Raw genomic sequence first — 18,130 nt, 5'->3', positions numbered from 1 at the left:
AGGGGGCGACCCTCTCTTTATTTTTCAAACGATGTTCGCATTCATTCTTCGGCGACTGGCGCAAGCCGTGATCGTCATGGTCAGCGTGGCGTTCATCGCGTTCATGTTGTTTCAGTATGTGGGGGATCCCGTGGTGTTCCTGCTCGGGCAGGATGCCACCCCGGACCAGGTGCGCGAACTGCGCACCGAACTCGGTCTGGACCGCCCCTTCTTCGTGCAGTTCTGGCATTTCCTCGCCAACGCGGTGCAAGGTGAATTCGGTCTGTCGCTGCGGCAGGGGGCCAAGGTCTCGCGCCTGATCGCCGAGCGTTTCCCCGCCACGCTGGAGCTGTCCATGGTGGCGGCGGTGCTCGCGCTGGTGGTGGGCATCCCGATGGGGGTGTACGCGGCGTTGCGGCGCGGTACGTTCATGAGCCAGGTGTTCATGACCGTGTCGCTGCTCGGTGTGTCTCTGCCCACGTTTCTGATCGGCATCTTGCTGATCCTGCTGTTCGCCGTCACATTGGGCTGGTTCCCCAGCTTCGGTCGGGGTGACGTGACACAGCTGGGTTGGTGGAGCACCGGCCTGTTGACTCCGAAGGGCTGGCACCACATCACCCTGCCGGCCATCACGCTGGCGATCTTCCAGCTCACGTTGATCATGCGGCTGGTGCGCGCGGAAATGCTGGAGGTGCTGCGCACCGACTACATCAAGTTCGCGCGCGCCCGAGGCCTGACCAACCGCGCGGTGCATTTTGGACACGCGCTGAAGAACACGCTGGTGCCGGTGATGACCATCACCGGTCTGCAACTGGGGGGCTTGATCGCCTTCGCCATCATCACGGAGACGGTGTTCCAGTGGCCGGGCATGGGGCTGCTGTTCATCCAGGCCGTGACCTTCGCCGACATCCCGGTGATGGCCGCCTACCTGTGCCTCATCGCGCTGATCTTCGTGGTCATCAACCTGATCGTCGATCTGCTGTACTTCGCGGTCGACCCCCGCCTTCGCGTGGAGAAGGCGGGAGGCCATTGATGTCCACCCCGTCCCGCATCAAGGCCCATGGCCGCGCGTTTTCCCACATCGCGGCCTTCCACCCCGAGCTCACGGCCTTGCGCCGTGATCTGCACGCCCATCCGGAAATCGGTTTCGAAGAGCACTACACTGCGCAGCGCGTGGTCGAGTCGCTCAAGGTGTGCGGCGTGGACGAGATCCACACCGGCATCGGCAAGACGGGGGTGGTGGCCGTGATCCGCGGCCGCCGCCACACCAGTGGCCGCATGGTCGGCCTGCGCGCCGACATGGACGCGCTGCCCATGACCGAGCACAACGACTTCGCCTGGAAGTCCATGCGCCCCGGCATGATGCACGGTTGCGGCCACGACGGCCACACCGCCATGCTGGTGGGTGCGGCGCGCTACCTGGCCGAAACGCGCCAGTTCGACGGCACGGCGGTGCTGATCTTCCAGCCCGGCGAAGAAGGTTTTGCGGGCGCCAAGGCCATGATCGAGGACGGCCTGTTCGACCGCTTCCCGGTGCAGTCCGTTTTCGGCATGCACAACTGGCCGCAGATGCGCCCTGGCATGGTGGGCGTGAACCCCGGCCCCATGATGGCCTCGGCCGATCGCATCACCATCGAAGTCACGGGCAAGGGCGGCCACGGCGCGCACCCCTACCAGACGGTGGACCCGGTGCTGGTGTCGGCCCACATCATCACGGCGGTGCAGAGCATCGTCTCGCGCAACGTGCGCGCCATCGACAGCGCGGTCATCAGCCTGTGCGCGATGCAGGCTGGCGACATGGGCGCGTTCAGCGTGATGCCGGGCAAGGCCACGCTGGTGGGCACGGTGCGCACCTTCAACCCCGAAGTGCAGGCCATGGTCGAGAAACGCCTGCAGGAGGTCTGCTCCGGCGTGGCGCTGGGCCTGGGTGCCACGGCGCACGTGAACTACGAGCGCATCTACCCGGCCACCATCAACACGCGGGACGAAGCCCGTTTCGCGGCCGATGTGGCGCAGAAGCTGGTCGGCCACGATCACGTGGACCGCAACATGGACCCGAGCATGGGGGCCGAGGACTTCTCGTTCATGCTGCAGGTCAAGCCCGGGGCCTACCTGCGCCTGGGGCAAGGTGCCGAAAACGGCCTTGGCAGCTGTTTCCTGCACAACAGCCGCTACGACTTCAACGACGAGGTTCTGCCGCTCGGAGCGGCCCTGCACGCCAGCCTGGTGGAGCACGCCATGCCATTGGCCGAAGAGGCTCACGCGTCGAGCAAAACCCCTTCCACAACCACAAACGCATCAAGGAGCGAAGCATGATTTTCCGGAAAACGCTGGCGGCCGCACTGGTCACAACCGCCATGCTCACCCTGGGGGCCGCCTCGGCGCAGACCATCCGCATCGGTAACCAGGGCGATGCCCTGTCCATGGACCCGCATTCGCTCAACGAGTCCTTGCAGCTCAGCGTAACGAACAACGTCTACGAACCCTTGGTGGCGCGCGACCAGAACCTGAAGCTGGTGCCCGGGCTGGCGACGAGCTGGAAACAGACCTCGCCCAGCATCTGGCGTTTCGAACTGCGCAAGGGCGTGAAATTCCACGACGGCGCACCCTTCACGGCCGATGACGTGTTGTTCACCTTCGCGCGCGCTTCGGGCGAAGGCTCGGACATGAAGAGCTACACCAACGACGTGAAGGAAGTCCGCAAGGTCAACGACTTCACGGTCGACATCGAGACCAAGGGACCGTTCCCTATCCTGCCCGACGTGCTGTCGCTGCTGTTCATGATGAACAAGAAGTGGGCCGAGGACAACCAGGCCACGCGACCCGTGGACCGACGAAAGGGTGTTGAGAATGCGGCCTCGTTCCGCGCCAATGGCACCGGCCCGTTCCGCCTGCGCGAGCGCCAGCCGAACGTCAAGACCAGCTTCGTGCGCAATGGCAGCTACTGGGGCAAGATCGAAGGCAACGTGGTCAACGTGGAGTACACGCCGATCGGCAACGACTCCACCCGCGTGGCGGCGTTGCTCTCGGGCCAGGTGGACGTGATCGAGCCGGTCCCGCTGCAGGACGTGGCGCGCATCAACGCCAGCGGCAAGAGCAAGGTGATGCAGGGTCCCGAACTGCGCACCATCTTCCTGGGCATGGACCAGAAGCGCGACGAGCTGCTGTACTCCAGCGTCAAGGGCAAGAACCCCTTCAAGGACAAGCGCGTGCGCCAGGCCTTCTACCAGGCCATCGACATCAACGGCATCCAGCGCACCGTGATGCGCGGCGCCTCCAAGCCCATGGCGCTGATGGTGGGTCCCGGCATCAATGGCTTCGACAACGCCATGAACAACCGCCTGCCGTACGACCCCGACGCCGCCAAGAAGTTGCTGGCCGATGCCGGCTACCCCAACGGCTTTGAAGTGGCCTTGAACTGCCCCAACGATCGCTACGTGAACGACGGCGCGATCTGCCAGGCGGTCGCCGCCAACCTCGCGCGCATCGGGGTGAAGATCAACCTGCAGGCCGAAACCAAGGGCACCTACTTCCCCAAGATCCTGCGCCGCGACACCAGCTTCTTCATGCTGGGCTGGACCCCGGGCACCTACGACGCGCACAACGCCCTGAATGCCCTGATGCGCTGCGTGGACGACAAGGGCAGCGGCCAGTTCAACCTGGGCGCCTACTGCAACCCCAAGGTCGACGAGCTGACGGTGCAGATCCAGTCGGAGACCGACAAGGCCAAGCGCGATGCCCTGATCAAGGAGGCCTTCAAGCTGCACTCGGACGACATCGGCCACCTGCCGCTGCACCAACAGGCCTTGGCCTGGGGCGTGGCCAACAACGTGGAGCTGGTCCAGCTGGCCGACAACTTCATGCCGTTCCGTTTCATGTCGGTGAAACCGGCGAAATAAGCCGGCCCTCGCCACCACGAGGCCCCGGCCTTGTGGTGGCGTCGCACCCAACCAGGTTCCCCACGTGATCAGCCTCATCAAAAGAGGGCTCGACAGCGATGTCGGCCACAGCTTCCGCACCTCGCCGACCGCCATCGTCGCGGCGGTGATCGCTTTCATCTGCGTGTTCTGCGCGGTCTTCGCGCCGTGGGTGGCTCCGCACAACCCTTTTGACCTTGCGACGCTCGAACTCACGAATGCCCGGCTGCCGCCAGCCTGGCACCCCGATGGATCCAGCAACTTCCTGCTCGGGACGGACGACCAGGGCCGCGACATCCTCTCGGCATTGATGTACGGCGCGCGCATCTCGCTCGCGGTGGGTCTGGCCTCGGTGCTGCTCTCCGTGGTGATCGGCGTCACTTTCGGCCTGCTGGCCGGCTTCCTCGGCGGTTGGGTGGACGGCTTCCTCATGCGCCTGTGCGACGTGATGCTGTCCTTCCCGCCCATCCTCATCGCCTTGCTGATCGCCGGCGTGGGCCGGGCCCTGTTCCCCAATGCGCACGAGACGCTGGCCTTTGGCGTGCTGATCATCTCGATCACGCTCACCGGCTGGGTGCAGTACGCGCGCACGGTGCGGGGTTCCACGCTGGTGGAGCGCAACAAGGAGTACGTGCAGGCCGCGCGCGTGACCGGCGTGGCCCCGCTGCACATCATGCGCAGCCATGTGCTGCCCAACGTCATGGGCCCGGTGCTGGTGCTGGCCACCATCCAGGTGGCCACGGCCATCATCACCGAGGCCACGTTGTCTTTCCTGGGCGTGGGCGCTCCGCCCACCTCACCGTCGCTGGGCACGCTGATCCGCGTGGGCAACGACTACCTGTTCTCCGGCGAATGGTGGATCACCATTTTTCCGGGCGCCATGCTGGTGCTGATCGCACTCAGCGTGAACCTGCTGGGCGACTGGCTGCGCGACGCACTCAACCCCCGCCTGCGCTGAGACCAAGATGAGCCTTCTCCAAGTCAAGAACCTGGTCGTCGAATTCCCCGGCCGCCGCGGCACGCTGCGCGCGCTGGACGACGTTTCCTTCGACATCGCCCCGGGCGAGATCCTCGGCGTGGTGGGTGAGTCCGGCGCGGGCAAGTCGCTCACGGGCGCCTCCATCATCGGCCTGCTGGAGCCACCGGGCCGTGTCGCCTCGGGCGAGATCCTGCTGCATGGCCGTCGCATCGACAACCTGCCGCACGACCAGATGCGCAAGGTGCGGGGCCGCCAGATCGGCGCGATCTTCCAGGACCCGTTGACCTCGCTCAACCCCCTGTATTCCGTGGGCCGCCAGCTCATCGAGACCATCACCACGCACCTGCCGGTGAGCCAGGCCGAGGCGCGCAGGCGCGCGATCGACCTGCTCAAGGACACCGGCATCCCGGCCGCCGAGCAGCGCATCGACCACTTCCCGCACCAGTTCTCCGGTGGCATGCGCCAGCGCGTCGTGATCGCTCTGGCACTCGCGGCCGAGCCGCAACTCATCGTGGCCGACGAACCCACCACCGCGCTCGATGTCTCGATCCAGGCTCAGATCATCACGCTGCTCAAGACCATCTGCAAACAGCGTGGGGCGGCGGTGATGCTGATCACGCACGACATGGGCGTGATCGCCGAGACCTGCGACCGCGTGGCCGTGATGTACGCCGGACGCGTCGCCGAGATCGGCCCGGTGCACGAGGTCATCAACCACCCGGCGCATCCTTACACCGCCGGCCTGATGGCCTGCATTCCCGACATGAGCCAGGACCGCGAGCGCCTGCACCAGATCGACGGCGCGATGCCGCGGCTCAACGCCATTCCCTCCGGCTGTGCCTACAACCCGCGGTGCGAGAAGGTGTTCGACCGCTGCCACGTCGACCGGCCTGATCTGCTGCCGGCCGGAGCCACCCGGGCGGCCTGCTGGCTGCACGCGCAAGCAGGAGCCCTGGCATGAGCGCCGACATGATCGAAAAAGCGGTGCTGGCCGCGCAAAACCGCGGTGCTTCAAGCAGTGCCGAGGTACCTGCCGCCGCCCCCGAGGCGCCGCTGGTGCGTGCGACCGACCTGGCCAAGACCTTCGACGTGTCCGCGCCCTGGCTCAACCGCGTGATCGAGCGCCAGCCGCGCCAGCTGTTGCGCGCCGTGGACGGCGTGTCCTTCGACATTCCACGGGGCCAGACGCTGGCCCTGGTGGGCGAGTCGGGCTGCGGCAAGAGCACAGTGGCGCGCCTGCTCGTGGGCTTGTACGAGCCGACCCGGGGTGGCTTCGAGTTCGACGGCCAGGACGCACACGCTGCGTTCAAGACGCCGGAAGGCCGCAAGCTGCGCCGCCGGATCCAGATGATCTTCCAGGACCCGTACGCGAGCCTGAACCCACGCTGGCGCGTGGAGGACATCATTGCCGAGCCGCTGCGCGAGCACGAGATCGAGACCGAGCCGGTGGCTTTGCGCGCACGGGTGGATGAGTTGTTGAAGTCGGTGGGCCTGTCGCCGCTGGATCGCGTGAAGTACCCGCACCAGTTCTCGGGCGGGCAGCGCCAGCGCATTTCCATCGCGCGGGCCCTGGCCACGCAGCCGGAGTTTCTGGTGTGCGATGAGCCCACCTCGGCGCTGGACGTGAGCGTGCAGGCGCAGGTGCTCAACATCATGAAGGACCTGCAGCGCGAGCGCGGGCTGACCTACCTCTTCATCAGCCACAACCTGGCGGTGGTGCGCCACGTGAGCGATCATGTGGGGGTGATGTACCTGGGGCGGCTGGTGGAGCTGGCGCCCAAGCACACGCTGTTCGACCGGCCGCGCCATCCCTACACGCGCATGCTGCTCGATGCGATCCCGAAGATGCACGACACCGGCAAGGCGCGCACACCGGTCTCGGGTGAGGTGCCCAACCCGCTGAACCCGCCCAGTGGGTGTGCTTTCAATCCGCGTTGTCCGCATGCCAACGACCGCTGCCGCAGCGAGCGCCCGAATCTGCTGGGCCTTGGGGGCATTCGCATCGCCTGCCATGCGGTGGAAGAGGGGCGGATCTAGTTTCACGCCACCGGATGGGCGTTGGCGCGGACGGTGGGTGCTCCCCTCCGCGAATGTCCTCCGGCCCGGCTTCGCCGGGCCTCCTCCTTTACTTCGCTGCGGGAAGCACCCACCGTCCTGGGGCGTTTCTGGCGCGCACGGTCACGTGTACCTCTTGCTTCGGAGGTTGTTCTTCATTTCCTTGAGCAGGGGCTGGAGCTTGGTGCCGCCGATGCGCAGCGCCAGGCAGGTGGCCACGATGTCGATCACCATCAGGTGCATCAGGCGCGAGGTCATCGGGCTGTAGCGGTCGTAGCCTTCCGGGTGGTCGGCCGAGAGGTGGATGTGGCCACTCTGCGCCAGCGGCGAGCCGCTGGTGGTGATCACGATCACGGTGGCGCCGTGCTTGCGCGCGATGTCGGCCGCGTCCATCAGGTCGCGCGTGCGGCCGGAGTTGGAGATGATCACCACGCAGTCGCCCGGCCCGAGCAGGGACGCACTCATCACTTGCATGTGGCCGTCGCTGTAGGCGATGGCATTGATGCCCAGGCGGAAGAACTTGTGTTGCGCGTCCTGCGCGACGATGCCCGAGTTGCCCGCGCCATAGAACTCGATGCGGCCGCGGTTCTTGTAGGTGGCCACCAGGGCGTCCACCGCCTTTTCGATCGCGTGGCTGGAGGCGTCGTTGCGGTACTTCAGGAAGGCCGCCACCGTGTTGTCGATCACCTTGACCAGCACGTCGCTGGTCTTGTCGTCCACGTCCACGCTGCGGTGGATGAACGGCACACCTTCGCTCACCGTGCCGGCGAGCTTGAGCTTGAAGTCCGACAGGCCGTCGTAACCCATGCTGCGGCAGAACCGCACCACCGTGGGTTTGCTCACGTGAGCGCGCTCGGCGAGTTCGGTCACGGGCAGGCTGGCGAAGGTGCGCGGGTCCAGCAGCACGAGCTTGGCCACACGTTGCTCGGCAGGCGCCAGCGAGGGCAGGGAGGCTTTGATCCGGTCGAGCATGTTGGGGTTGGTTACATTGAGGGGCGATGCAGTGAAATTTTATTACATCGCCTGGCCGATAATCCGCTCATGAACCAACTTGACGCTCTCAAGCAACTCACCACGGTCGTGGCCGACACGGGCGACTTCAATCAGATTGCAGCCTACGCCCCGCAGGACGCCACGACGAATCCGTCGCTCATCCTGAAGGCGGTCCAGAAGCCCGAGTACGCCCATCTGCTCAAGGACGCTGTCGCGAAGCACGGCGCCCAGGGGTTGGATGAGGTGATGAACCGCTTGCTGGTGGCCTTTGGTGGCGAGATCCTGCGCCTGATCCCGGGCCGGGTCTCGACCGAGGTGGATGCCCGGCTGAGCTTCGACACCGAGGCCACCGTGACCCGCGCGCGCCGCATCATCGAGCTCTACCAGGGTGACGGCGTGCATGTGGACCGTGTGCTGATCAAGATCGCTTCCACCTGGGAAGGCATTCAGGCCGCCGCGCGGTTGGAGCGCGAAGGCATCCACACCAATCTGACGCTGCTGTTCTCGTTCGCCCAGGCAGTGGCCTGTGGCCAGGCCAAGGTGCAGCTGATCTCGCCCTTCGTGGGCCGCATCTACGACTGGTACAAGAAGAGCGCGGGCGCCGGCTGGGACGAGGCCGCAATGGCCGGTGCCAACGACCCGGGCGTGCGTTCGGTGCGCAGCATCTACGAGTTCTACAAGAAGCACGGCTTCGCCACCGAGGTGATGGGCGCGAGCTTCCGCAACGTGGGTCAGATCACGGCGCTGGCGGGTTGCGACCTGCTCACCATCAGCCCCGAGCTGCTGGCCCAGCTGGCCGCCAGCGATGCGCCCTTGAGCCGGGCACTGGACGCCAGCGCCGCCCAGTCGTTGGACATCCCCTTCGTGACCCACGACGAAGCCAGCTTCCGCTTCGCCCTGAACGAGGATGCGATGGCGACCGAGAAACTGGCCGAAGGCATCCGGGCGTTCGTGGCGGACACGATCAAGCTCGAAGCCTTGATGAAGTAGCTCGAGCCGAGCACAAAAACAAAAAGCCCCGCGAGAAATCGCGGGGCTTTTTGTTTTGGGATCCCTGTCAGAACACCAGGAGGCATTCCGACGCAGCATGAGGGTGCAGGGCAAGGCGCAGACGCGCTGACAGTGGCATCGCCACGGCAAGCGGCTGCAACGCCGCCATGCGCCCTCAGGCAAGGAGCAATTACATGCCCATGCCGCCCATGTCGCCCATGCCACCCATGCCGCCACCCGGCATCGCAGGTGCGTCGTCCTTCGGGGACTCGGCGACCATGGCTTCGGTCGTCAGCATCAGGCTGGACACCGATGCGGCGTTCTGCAGCGCGGTGCGGGTGACCTTCGTCGGGTCCAGAATGCCCATCTCGATCATGTCGCCGTAGGTGTCGTTGGCGGCGTTGAAGCCGTAGTTGCCCTTGCCGGCCAGGATGGCGTTGACCACCACCGACGGTTCGCCACCGGCGTTGGCCACGATTTCGCGCAGGGGCGCTTCGATGGCCTTGAGCACCAGCTTGATGCCGGCGTCCTGGTCAGCGTTGTCACCCTTGATGGTGCCAGCGGCTTGGCGGGCGCGCAGCAGGGCCACGCCACCACCGGCCACGATGCCTTCTTCCACGGCAGCGCGGGTGGCGTGCAGGGCGTCTTCCACGCGGGCCTTCTTTTCCTTCATCTCGACTTCGGTGGCGGCACCGACCTTGATGACGGCCACGCCGCCGGCCAGCTTGGCCACGCGCTCTTGCAGCTTCTCGCGGTCGTAGTCGCTGGTGGCTTCTTCGATCTGCACGCGCACTTGCTTGACGCGGGCTTCGATGTCAGCGGCAGCGCCGGCGCCATCGATGATGGTGGTGTTTTCCTTGCCGATTTCCACGCGCTTGGCTTGGCCCAGGTCGGCCAGGGTCACCTTCTCGAGCGTCAGGCCCACTTCTTCAGCGATCACCTTGCCGCCGGTCAGGATGGCGATGTCTTCCAGCATGGCCTTGCGGCGGTCGCCGAAGCCAGGGGCCTTCACAGCCACGACCTTCAGGATGCCGCGGATGGTGTTGACCACCAGCGTCGCCAGGGCTTCGCCTTCGACGTCTTCGGCAATGATCAGCAGCGGACGGCCAGCCTTGGCGACTTGCTCCAGCGTGGGCAGCAGGTCACGGATGTTGGAAACCTTCTTGTCGTACAGCAGCACGAAGGGGTTGTCCAACAGCGCCGATTGCTTCTCGGGGTTGTTGATGAAGTAGGGCGACAGGTAGCCGCGGTCGAACTGCATGCCTTCGACGACGTCGAGTTCGTTCTGCAGCGACTTGCCGTCTTCCACGGTGATCACGCCTTCCTTGCCGACCTTGTCCATGGCATTGGCGATGATCTCGCCGATGCTGGAGTCGCTGTTGGCGGAGATGGAACCGACCTGGGCGATTTCCTTGCTGGTGGTGGTGGCCTTGGAGGCCTTCTTCAGCTCAGCGATCAGGGCTTCCACGGCCTTGTCGATGCCGCGCTTGAGGTCCATCGGGTTCATGCCGGCGGCCACGTACTTCATGCCTTCGCGCACGATGGCCTGGGCCAGCACGGTGGCGGTGGTGGTGCCGTCACCGGCGTTGTCGGACGTCTTGGAAGCAACTTCCTTGACCATCTGCGCGCCCATGTTCTGGAGCTTGTCCTTGAGTTCGATTTCCTTGGCCACGGACACACCGTCCTTGGTCACGGTGGGGGCGCCGAAGGAGCGCTCGAGCACCACGTTGCGGCCCTTGGGGCCCAGGGTGACCTTGACCGCGTTGGCCAGGATGTTCACGCCTTCAACCATGCGTGCGCGGGCTTCGCCGCCGAAAATGACGTCTTTTGCTGCCATGTTGTTTCTCCGGAAAAATTGAGGTGTTCAGTTACTTGGACTCGACGACCGCGAACAGGTCGTCTTCCTTCATGACCAGCAGCTCGTCGCCAGCGACCTTGACGGTCTGGCCGCTGTACTTGCCGAACAGAACGCGGTCACCGACCTTGACGTTCATGGCGGACAGTTCGCCTTTGTCGTTTTTCTTGCCGGGACCGACCGCCAGGACTTCGCCCTGATCGGGCTTTTCGGCGGCGGCGTCGGGGATGACGATGCCGGAGGCGGTCTTGGTTTCGCTGTCAATGCGCTTGACGATCACGCGATCGGCGAGAGGACGAAGGTTCATTGCATCTCCTGGGTATGGAACAGATGGGTTTGTTCAGAACGGCGGTGCCAGCCCGGACGGGCCAGCGGATACCGCTGATCGACATGGCGTCGGGTGTTAGCACTCAACGCCAGCGAGTGCTAATCATAAGGGCGCCGGAACCCCATTTCAAGATCGAAGGGGTTTATTTCTGGTGCGATGGGTGCGGAACGTCATCGATCTTTCTACTTTGGGTCGTTTATCTTTCTACTTTGACGTTGCTCCCACATTGTGAGAAATTGTGGGTTTGAGCGGTGCTCCAGATCGACTAAGGTTTCAGCTGAAACCGGCCGAGTAGCCGGCTGGGAGCGATTGTTGCCGGTCAACCTAGTGACGCAAACAACCGCAGTCGGCCAGAAGCTGGCGTTGACGCGCGGCAGATTTACGGCATGCCGACACCGATGCCTCAGGCTAGTTCGCCGGTATGTATCTGTTGCGGGCGTTGCGCAGGACTTGCTGCGAAGCCCTCCCTGCCGATCGCAGCTGTAAGCCTCAACAGTCTCACGTGCATCGTTGAGATGATCAGACCATCCTGCCCGTCGGTGTCGGGATCCCGGTTTGCCCGAAGGTCACCGCATTGACCAGTCATAAACATTTCGTTACTATTGTCTGAGGGGTAGGACAAAGACGAAATGGCACTGAACCAATTCCAACTGCAGGGGCAACCCCTGCTCAATTCGCAAGCATATAGCGCACGGCAGCACGCTGCATTTCTCGACCTCAGTCACCTCTATAAGGAGTTCACCGAAGGACTACAGGTCCTCCTGACTGAGGAAGGCGTGGATCTTTACTGCGGCACGCACTGCAACGAGTACTTGCAGTTCTACCGACGTATCGACGCGAACTCGCTCAACCAGCTGTTCTTGTTCAAGCCCGACTCAAGTCAGGGCTCAGCCGCTCGCGGCGTTCGTTTCGTCTAGGGGTGACATGGCTCTGTATCAATGCCTCCTGCTGGGTGCACCGACTGACGCGCAAGCCGTGGCCTTCACGAAGACCTTCGATGACTGTCTGGGACTTTTCGGACTGCAGCCAGGCCGTGACTACATCATTGATCGCGGCCTCACGGCGGACTTCAGCGATGTTACGGCGACCGTGGCTGTCTTTTTCGGCGCCGACGGTGCCGACTATCCGGAGGCCAACCGGCTGACGCGGCTGGGCGTGCCGGTGGTGCCCATGGTCAGCGCGGCCTCGCGCGTAAACGCCGAGCTACCGGCTGCGCTTCGGGGCATCAACGCGCTGATCCACGACCCTGTCGATATCGCCTTGCGCCGTGTCGTAACGGCGGCGCTGCAGTGCCTGGGCCTGCTGCCAGCGCAGCGCCGCGTCTTCGTCAGCTACCGCCGCGACGAGTCGGCTGACGTCGCCTTGCAGCTCTATGAGGCACTGTCAGCGCGTCATTTCGACGTGTTCCTGGACACACACTCGGTTTCGGTAGCTGCTGACTTCCAGGCGGCGCTGTGGCATCGACTATGCGACTCGGATGTGCTGGTCATGCTCGACACGCCGGGCTACTTCTCCAGTCGGTGGACCACGGCCGAATGGGGGCGAGCGATTGCCAAGCACATCTCAATGCTGCAGCTGGTGTGGCCTCGCCACACGCCCGTGCGTGAATCGCATTTGGCGACTTCTAAGAAACTGACCGATGCAGACTTCAGTGGTTTACGCCTCACGGCAGCCATGGTCAGCGACGTGGCGCTCGAGCTGGAGCGCGTGCGAAGCGTCAGCGTTGCGCTGCGGCACTCCAACATGGTCGGGACTCTGCGCACTGCGGTCGAGGACCTGGGCGGCAGCGTCGAAGGCGTTGGACAGAAGCGTTCGGTCATTTTGAAGCTGCCGTCTGGCAACCCTCTTGTCGTCTACCCCGTAGTGGGCGTGCCGACGTCTCTGGACGTCCACGACTGCATCGACCTGAGCGACTCACGTGCTGCGGCGGTGGTGTACGACCACCTTGGCATCAGCGATGAATGGCGACGTCATTTGGACTGGCTCGCTTCGCGTGTCGATGCCGTCAAGTGGCTGCGAAGCCGCGAGGCGGACTGGCAGTTGGCCGACATTGAGTTGTAACCGTGGGCGCGATCTTTCTTTCCGCCAGCGTGCCGACGCGTGCGCCCTACGCTGCGGATTGCCGCCCCCAGGAGATCCAGGCTGCCATCAATGCGCTGGCGCAGGTGGTGCTGGGTCGCAAGAAGCTCGTGTGGGGAGGGCATCCCGCCATCACGCCTCTGCTGTGGTCGGCCGCCCAGGCGGTGGGCGTCGAATACACCGTGGCGGTGGAGCTCTTCCAATCTCGCCTGTTCCAGGAAGTGCTTCCCGCGGAGAACAAGCACTTCGCTAACGTGACCTTGGTCGATGCAGACGGGACGGACGTTGAGAAGAGCCTTCTCGCAATGCGCCAGGCTATGCTGACGTCGACGGAGTTTGAGGCGGCGGTGTTCATTGGTGGGATGCACGGCATCCTCGACGAGTACGAGTTGTTCACCAGGCATTGGCCCAACGCCAAATGCATCCCCGTTGTACAGACCGGTGGCGCGACAGTGGTGCTCGCCGCCGATCTGCAATACGAGCCCCCGATGATCTGGCGCCGCTGGATTTCGTGGCGCTTCTATATCGCGGGCTAGGCATCCGACCCAGCCAAAAGCGAGAAACCCAAGTAGCCCAAGGAGGAGACCATGGCGCGAGTTCCAGTGTTCTATAGCTTTCACTTCGACAACGATGTCATGCGGGTTCAGCAGATTCGCCAGATGGGCATGATCGACGGCGACGAGCCAGTCTCGAAGAACGAGTGGGAGACGGTCAAGCGTAGCGGCTCGGGAGCCATTGAAGGCTGGATTGACAACAACATGAAGTACAAGCGCTGCGTGGTTGTGCTGATCGGAACTGATACCTACGCGCGGCCTTGGGTGCAGCACGAGATCAAGAAGGCTTGGGCGGAGAACCGCGGCCTGCTCGGAATCCACATCCACAACCTGCGTTGCCCGAACCGCGGCACCTGCGCTAAGGGCTCCAACCCTTTCGATCAATACACTTTCCGCGACGGCAGCACCTTCGTACAGCCACCAGTCTACGATCCGCCGGCACACGACGCCTACAACTACATCAAGAACAACCTAGCGGCCTGGGTCGAAGACGCCATCGCTCGACGCCGATAGACCAGTGACAGCGAGCGCGATGCCCGAGACACCCAACAAACATAAGCACCTCGAGTTCATCCAGGCTTCCATCAACCGGATGTCGGGCAACCTGTTCCTACTCAAGGGCTGGAGTATTACGTTGATCGCGGCGCTCTTCGCGCTGGCCGCCAAGGACACTAACAAGGCTTACATCCTGATTGCCTACTTCCCGCTCTTCATCTTCTGGACGCTGGACGGCTACTTCCTGAGCATGGAGCGGTGCTTCCGGTCGCTGTACGAGCACGTTCGACAGCTCAAGGAAGAGGACATCGACTTCTCCATGGACACCGGCCCGTGGCAGAAGGATGAGCGTAACTCCTGGATGTCCGCGATGAGCTCGCGCACACTGATCGTCTACTACGCCGGCCTGGCCGTTGTAATGATCGTGCTGTCCTTCTTCATACGCTAGTCCTTTCCACCAAGCTCAGCCGCACGCCTTCTAACTTCAGGGAGAAAAAAAATGGCGCGACGCTGCTTCTTCAGCTTCGACTACCAGGATGTCGCCGACTTCCGAGCGAACGTCGTGCGCAATCACAACGCCTTCAAGGACGACAACGGCGGCTTCTTCGATGCATCGATCTGGGAGGAGGCCAGGACGAAGGGCGACGCAGCGCTCAAGAAGCTCATCGACAGTGCCCTAGAGAACACCACAGCGACGGCGGTGCTCATCGGTTCTGGCACCCATTCAAGGCGTTGGGTCCAGTACGAGATCATGAAGAGCATTGAGCGCGGCAACCGCCTCATTGGAATCCATATCAACGGTATCCGCGATCGCGCTGGTAATTCACCGCCGCTGGGGCATGACCCCTTCGACCACCTTGCGCTGCAGATTAGCGCCGACGGCGTCATCGGCACCCCCATTGTCTGGAACGGCACCGACTGGGTTGCGTATGACGACATTGGTGCGCTCACGTTTACGCCGCGTCCGGAGAGCGAAAGAGGAAAAGCTTTCAAGCTCTTGCATTGGTGGAAGACCTATGACTGGGTGACGGACGACGGCTACAACAACTTCGAAAGCTGGATCGCCTAAATGTCTCTCTTCATTGAAGCGAACCTGCGCCAGCGCGCACGGGCCGGTATCCCGTTCAACAAGTCGGCGACCCACGTCCTTTCAGAACGTGTGCAGGCGAATGTCCGGGTCAGCCAGTTCGACATCTTCCTGTCGCACAGCTTCAACGATCAAGAGTTGATCTTAGGGATCATGATGTCGCTTGAGGACATGGGCTACAAGGTCTACGTTGACTGGGTTCACGACGGCCAGTTGAGTCGAGACAGGGTTACCTCGGAAACAGCTACGGTGCTACGGTTACGAATGAAAATGAGCAAGAGCCTGTTTTACGCCACGACCATCAACAGCAGCGCGTCAAAATGGATGCCATGGGAGCTCGGCTACATGGACGGGCACAACGGCAAAGCGGCGATTCTTCCAGTCGCCCAGCAGAGCACCACGTCGTACTCCGGCCAGGAATACCTGGGTGTCTATCCGTATGTCCAGAAGGACTTGGTCCGAAATACCTCGTCCGAACGACTCTGGATCCACCGAAATCCCAGTACCTATGTCCTCTTCGACGACTGGCTGAAGGGAATCGAGCCATTTCAGCGCTGACCGGGAGTCGCAGAGTTTCGGCGGTTCAACGGGCGCTTTGCGCTGCCGAGATACAACGCGTTGGTCTGCAGTTCGAAATAGTATTTGACAACACCGTCAAATCTGACGATGCTTCAGCCCGATGCGATATCCGGGCGGCAAAGGCAAGACATACCAGCACATCATCAACCTGATGCCAGTGCACCGTGTCTACATTGAGACGCATCTTGGCGGGGGTGCGGTGATGCGCCACAAGCTAGCCGCTGCGCACAACTTTGGCATCGACGCCGACGCCAGAGTCATTGAGGCGTGGTCGGCCGAGTCGCTTCCTGATGTGGAGGTTGCTTGCACTCGCGCGGAAGAGTTCCTGGCGAGCTATCCGTTCCAGGGTGACGAGTTGGTCTATGCTGACCCGCCGTACCACCCAACGACCCGGCGCCAAAAACGTGTCTATCGACTGGACTATTCCGAAGAGGACCACGAGCGTCTGGCGGCTCTTCTTCGGGAGCTTCCTTGTATGGTCATCTTGTCGGGGTATGCCAACCCTGTCTACGAACGGGTACTAGGTGACTGGCGGACCCGGAAATTCCAGGCGAAGACCCACACTGACGTCCGAACAGAGACCCTGTGGTTCAACTTCGAGCCACCCAGGGCGCTGCACGACAGCCGTTACGTCGGGGCCGACTTCCGCGAGCGCCAGACCATCCGACGGCGCATGGACCGGTTGCAAGAACGTATCGCGCGCATGGACGCGATCGAACGAACTGCCTTCATGCATTGGTTGCACGAGGCATACCCCATCACCGGGAGGAGTCCCTCGCCATGATCCAGACCGCTGCAATTCTGACCCGCACGGGCTCTATCCAGGTGGAGCTGCCGAGCGCAGACGCTGAGGTGACAGATGGGGTGCGATGGGGCTCTGTCGTTGCGTTTCCAACACCGGCCTACTGGGCGTACCAAGTCGTGGCGCGCCGCCTCGTTGGCACGCCAGCTGGATATCGGTTGGGTCGCACGCTGGCCGAAGAGGTGGCCGCGTGCCTATTAGGTGGTTACGGAATTCCTGCAACCGTAGGACTGGCCGCTTACGAGCGCATGCGGGAGCGCGGCGCTCTCTCCGGCGCTCTTGTGACAGAGAAAGAACTCGAGGCGCTGCTGAGGGAGCCACTAGAGGTTGGGGGCAGATCTATCCACTATCGGTTTGCTGCTCAAAAGGCACGTTACCTTGCAGCCGCTCTGCCACTTGCGCATGCCGCGCCCAAGTTCGAGGTGGGCAAGCAGCTACGCGACTGGCTTTTGGCTATCCCAGGGATTGGTCATAAGACCGCGTCTTGGATAGCTCGGAACTGGCTGGACGCGGACGACGTTGCCATCCTTGATATTCATATCATGCGCGTAGGTCAAGTCATCGGGCTGTTCCCGAAGAAGCTGACCGTCGAGCGGCACTATTCCGAACTGGAAGAGCGCTTTCTGCGACTCAGCACCTCGCTGGATGTGCGCGCGTCGGAGCTTGACGCTGTCATCTGGTGGGAGATGGCGTCCTCGCCCTTGACAGTGCGGCACCTGATTGAGCACCTTCGCGGCGGTACCGAGGACGAGGAGCGGGCGAGAACCCGGAAGCCAGTTCAGACTGAACTGGCGCTCTTGCGGTAGAGGTGCTACTGCGCGCAGCGCGTTGGGGCGCGACTGCATTCAGATGCGACCCGAATACTCGGGGCCCATTTCCTCGTATGTCTGCATGTACTTATTGCATCCGCGGCAGCTTCCGCACGCGATGTTGGCCTTGTGGCAGCTGTGCGACCAAGCGAGCAGACCCGGCGGAACACCGGCCAAGCGGATAAGTTCAGCGGTAGACAACTCGATTGCAGGGGCGACGACTCGAAGGTGTCCTTCCTGATAAGCCATGAGCCCGTCCATCTTTTGGACGAATTCGGGCGTTCCATCGAGATGGCTCTCGCCATCCGAACATACGGTGCCGATGTAGAGCCTATGCATGCCTCGCGAGATGGCTCGCATGCTCGCCAAAGTGATCAAAAGCTGATTGCGATACGGCCACCAGTCTGAGGTCTGCGCTGCAGCGTCAGGAGGCGTGCCAGCCATATCGCCAGAACCGAGCGAGCTACAGTCGACCGCGACGATCTCGTGGCGAATGCCCAGTTCCTTGCACACTTGGGCTGAGGCGAGCTTTTCGGCTTCGGCAGCCTTCTGCCCGTAGTCGAGGGTGATGGCGAGCTCCGGCCGCTTCCACCAGGCGATGGCGAGCGAGTCCATGCCACCTGACAAGA

20 protein-coding genes are annotated in these 18,130 nt (G+C 63.1%); 16 read left to right on the top strand and 4 right to left on the bottom strand.

Annotated features, from left to right (window positions below; genetic code table 11):
- The first annotated feature begins 31 nt into the window (after nt 1–31).
- From ABSY19_RS09155 to ABSY19_RS09130, 6 genes are all read left to right on the top strand, one after another.
- On the top strand, nt 32–1,012 hold the full coding sequence (locus ABSY19_RS09155) for an ABC transporter permease (RefSeq protein WP_291114063.1): 981 nt from the start codon (nt 32–34) through the stop codon (nt 1,010–1,012).
- The gene (locus ABSY19_RS09150; protein WP_382161611.1) at nt 1,012–2,295 is read left to right on the top strand and encodes a M20 aminoacylase family protein; all 1,284 of its coding nucleotides are present in this window, start codon (nt 1,012–1,014) and stop codon (nt 2,293–2,295) included. Before ABSY19_RS09155 ends, ABSY19_RS09150 begins: the two co-directional genes overlap by 1 nt.
- Nucleotides 2,292–3,878, top strand: a complete 1,587-nt coding sequence (locus tag ABSY19_RS09145) for an ABC transporter substrate-binding protein (protein WP_382161608.1) — start codon at nt 2,292–2,294, stop codon at nt 3,876–3,878. The genes ABSY19_RS09150 and ABSY19_RS09145 overlap by 4 nt, the downstream gene beginning before the upstream one ends.
- A 64-nt stretch (nt 3,879–3,942) precedes the next feature.
- Nucleotides 3,943–4,854, top strand: a complete 912-nt coding sequence (locus ABSY19_RS09140) for an ABC transporter permease (protein ID WP_382161606.1) — start codon at nt 3,943–3,945, stop codon at nt 4,852–4,854.
- Between the two features lie 7 nt (nt 4,855–4,861).
- Nucleotides 4,862–5,836 carry an ABC transporter ATP-binding protein gene (locus tag ABSY19_RS09135; RefSeq protein ID WP_382161602.1) on the top strand — a complete coding sequence of 325 codons (975 nt, stop codon included), beginning with the start codon at nt 4,862–4,864 and terminating at the stop codon, nt 5,834–5,836.
- Nucleotides 5,833–6,912: an ABC transporter ATP-binding protein gene (locus ABSY19_RS09130; protein WP_382161599.1), complete on the top strand. Its 1,080-nt coding sequence runs from the start codon at nt 5,833–5,835 to the stop codon at nt 6,910–6,912. Before ABSY19_RS09135 ends, ABSY19_RS09130 begins: the two co-directional genes overlap by 4 nt.
- 141 nt (nt 6,913–7,053) lie before the next feature.
- Here ABSY19_RS09130 and ABSY19_RS09125 read toward each other — a convergent pair whose 3' ends face one another.
- Nucleotides 7,054–7,902 carry a MurR/RpiR family transcriptional regulator gene (locus ABSY19_RS09125; RefSeq protein ID WP_382161596.1) on the bottom strand — a complete coding sequence of 283 codons (849 nt, stop codon included), beginning with the start codon at nt 7,900–7,902 and terminating at the stop codon, nt 7,054–7,056.
- A 69-nt stretch (nt 7,903–7,971) separates the two neighbouring features.
- On the opposite strand from ABSY19_RS09125, the gene tal reads away from it, so the two are divergent.
- Nucleotides 7,972–8,913: a transaldolase gene (gene tal / locus ABSY19_RS09120; RefSeq protein WP_382161593.1), complete on the top strand. Its 942-nt coding sequence runs from the start codon at nt 7,972–7,974 to the stop codon at nt 8,911–8,913.
- A 190-nt stretch (nt 8,914–9,103) separates the two neighbouring features.
- On the opposite strand, the gene groL is transcribed toward tal, so the two are convergent.
- Nucleotides 9,104–10,750, bottom strand: coding sequence for a chaperonin GroEL (gene groL, locus ABSY19_RS09115; RefSeq protein ID WP_291114086.1), 1,647 nt, complete (start codon nt 10,748–10,750; stop codon nt 9,104–9,106).
- 31 nt (nt 10,751–10,781) lie between these two features.
- Nucleotides 10,782–11,075: a co-chaperone GroES gene (locus ABSY19_RS09110; RefSeq protein ID WP_066268460.1), complete on the bottom strand. Its 294-nt coding sequence runs from the start codon at nt 11,073–11,075 to the stop codon at nt 10,782–10,784.
- A 650-nt stretch (nt 11,076–11,725) separates the two neighbouring features.
- Between ABSY19_RS09110 and ABSY19_RS09105 the strand changes: the two genes are divergently transcribed.
- From ABSY19_RS09105 to ABSY19_RS09065, 9 genes are all read left to right on the top strand, one after another.
- Nucleotides 11,726–12,013 carry a hypothetical protein gene (locus ABSY19_RS09105; RefSeq protein WP_382161590.1) on the top strand — a complete coding sequence of 96 codons (288 nt, stop codon included), beginning with the start codon at nt 11,726–11,728 and terminating at the stop codon, nt 12,011–12,013.
- 58 nt (nt 12,014–12,071) lie between these two features.
- On the top strand, nt 12,072–13,157 hold the full coding sequence (locus ABSY19_RS09100; protein WP_382161587.1) for a toll/interleukin-1 receptor domain-containing protein: 1,086 nt from the start codon (nt 12,072–12,074) through the stop codon (nt 13,155–13,157).
- Nucleotides 13,158–13,159: 2 nt separating this feature from the next.
- Nucleotides 13,160–13,711: a hypothetical protein gene (locus ABSY19_RS09095; protein WP_382161584.1), complete on the top strand. Its 552-nt coding sequence runs from the start codon at nt 13,160–13,162 to the stop codon at nt 13,709–13,711.
- A 51-nt stretch (nt 13,712–13,762) separates the two neighbouring features.
- The gene (locus ABSY19_RS09090; protein ID WP_382161581.1) at nt 13,763–14,242 is read left to right on the top strand and encodes a TIR domain-containing protein; all 480 of its coding nucleotides are present in this window, start codon (nt 13,763–13,765) and stop codon (nt 14,240–14,242) included.
- Between the two features lie 19 nt (nt 14,243–14,261).
- Complete coding sequence (locus ABSY19_RS09085; protein WP_382161578.1) at nt 14,262–14,672, top strand: hypothetical protein; 411 nt, start codon at nt 14,262–14,264, stop codon at nt 14,670–14,672.
- Between the two features lie 51 nt (nt 14,673–14,723).
- The gene (locus tag ABSY19_RS09080) at nt 14,724–15,293 is read left to right on the top strand and encodes a TIR domain-containing protein (protein ID WP_382161575.1); all 570 of its coding nucleotides are present in this window, start codon (nt 14,724–14,726) and stop codon (nt 15,291–15,293) included.
- Nucleotides 15,294–15,869 (top strand): toll-Interleukin receptor, encoded by a 576-nt coding sequence (locus tag ABSY19_RS09075; RefSeq protein ID WP_382161572.1) that lies wholly within the window; start codon nt 15,294–15,296, stop codon nt 15,867–15,869.
- Between the two features lie 121 nt (nt 15,870–15,990).
- Nucleotides 15,991–16,674 (top strand): DNA adenine methylase, encoded by a 684-nt coding sequence (locus ABSY19_RS09070; RefSeq protein WP_382161569.1) that lies wholly within the window; start codon nt 15,991–15,993, stop codon nt 16,672–16,674.
- Complete coding sequence (locus ABSY19_RS09065) at nt 16,671–17,498, top strand: hypothetical protein (protein WP_382161566.1); 828 nt, start codon at nt 16,671–16,673, stop codon at nt 17,496–17,498. The genes ABSY19_RS09070 and ABSY19_RS09065 overlap by 4 nt, the downstream gene beginning before the upstream one ends.
- 39 nt (nt 17,499–17,537) lie before the next feature.
- On the opposite strand, the gene ABSY19_RS09060 is transcribed toward ABSY19_RS09065, so the two are convergent.
- Complete coding sequence (locus tag ABSY19_RS09060; RefSeq protein ID WP_382161563.1) at nt 17,538–18,116, bottom strand: 7-cyano-7-deazaguanine synthase; 579 nt, start codon at nt 18,114–18,116, stop codon at nt 17,538–17,540.
- Nucleotides 18,117–18,130 lie beyond the last annotated feature (14 nt).

Origin of the sequence: Hydrogenophaga sp. ANAO-22, from assembly GCF_042466645.1 — a bacterium.
Lineage (GTDB): Bacteria > Pseudomonadota > Gammaproteobacteria > Burkholderiales > Burkholderiaceae_C > Hydrogenophaga.
Note: the sequence above shows the minus strand (reverse complement) of the source record. Positions and strands in the feature narration are given on the sequence as shown.

Coding starts and splice junctions, on each gene's coding strand:
- ABSY19_RS09155 (WP_291114063.1), top strand. CDS start 32: ATGTTCGCATTCATTCTTCGGCGACTGGCGCAAGCCGTGATCGTCATG.
- ABSY19_RS09150 (WP_382161611.1), top strand. CDS start 1,012: ATGTCCACCCCGTCCCGCATCAAGGCCCATGGCCGCGCGTTTTCCCAC.
- ABSY19_RS09145 (WP_382161608.1), top strand. CDS start 2,292: ATGATTTTCCGGAAAACGCTGGCGGCCGCACTGGTCACAACCGCCATG.
- ABSY19_RS09135 (WP_382161602.1), top strand. CDS start 4,862: ATGAGCCTTCTCCAAGTCAAGAACCTGGTCGTCGAATTCCCCGGCCGC.
- ABSY19_RS09130 (WP_382161599.1), top strand. CDS start 5,833: ATGAGCGCCGACATGATCGAAAAAGCGGTGCTGGCCGCGCAAAACCGC.
- ABSY19_RS09125 (WP_382161596.1), bottom strand. CDS start 7,902: ATGCTCGACCGGATCAAAGCCTCCCTGCCCTCGCTGGCGCCTGCCGAG.
- tal (WP_382161593.1), top strand. CDS start 7,972: ATGAACCAACTTGACGCTCTCAAGCAACTCACCACGGTCGTGGCCGAC.
- groL (WP_291114086.1), bottom strand. CDS start 10,750: ATGGCAGCAAAAGACGTCATTTTCGGCGGCGAAGCCCGCGCACGCATG.
- ABSY19_RS09110 (WP_066268460.1), bottom strand. CDS start 11,075: ATGAACCTTCGTCCTCTCGCCGATCGCGTGATCGTCAAGCGCATTGAC.
- ABSY19_RS09105 (WP_382161590.1), top strand. CDS start 11,726: ATGGCACTGAACCAATTCCAACTGCAGGGGCAACCCCTGCTCAATTCG.
- ABSY19_RS09090 (WP_382161581.1), top strand. CDS start 13,763: ATGGCGCGAGTTCCAGTGTTCTATAGCTTTCACTTCGACAACGATGTC.
- ABSY19_RS09085 (WP_382161578.1), top strand. CDS start 14,262: ATGCCCGAGACACCCAACAAACATAAGCACCTCGAGTTCATCCAGGCT.
- ABSY19_RS09080 (WP_382161575.1), top strand. CDS start 14,724: ATGGCGCGACGCTGCTTCTTCAGCTTCGACTACCAGGATGTCGCCGAC.
- ABSY19_RS09075 (WP_382161572.1), top strand. CDS start 15,294: ATGTCTCTCTTCATTGAAGCGAACCTGCGCCAGCGCGCACGGGCCGGT.
- ABSY19_RS09070 (WP_382161569.1), top strand. CDS start 15,991: ATGCGATATCCGGGCGGCAAAGGCAAGACATACCAGCACATCATCAAC.
- ABSY19_RS09065 (WP_382161566.1), top strand. CDS start 16,671: ATGATCCAGACCGCTGCAATTCTGACCCGCACGGGCTCTATCCAGGTG.
- ABSY19_RS09060 (WP_382161563.1), bottom strand. CDS start 18,116: ATGGACTCGCTCGCCATCGCCTGGTGGAAGCGGCCGGAGCTCGCCATC.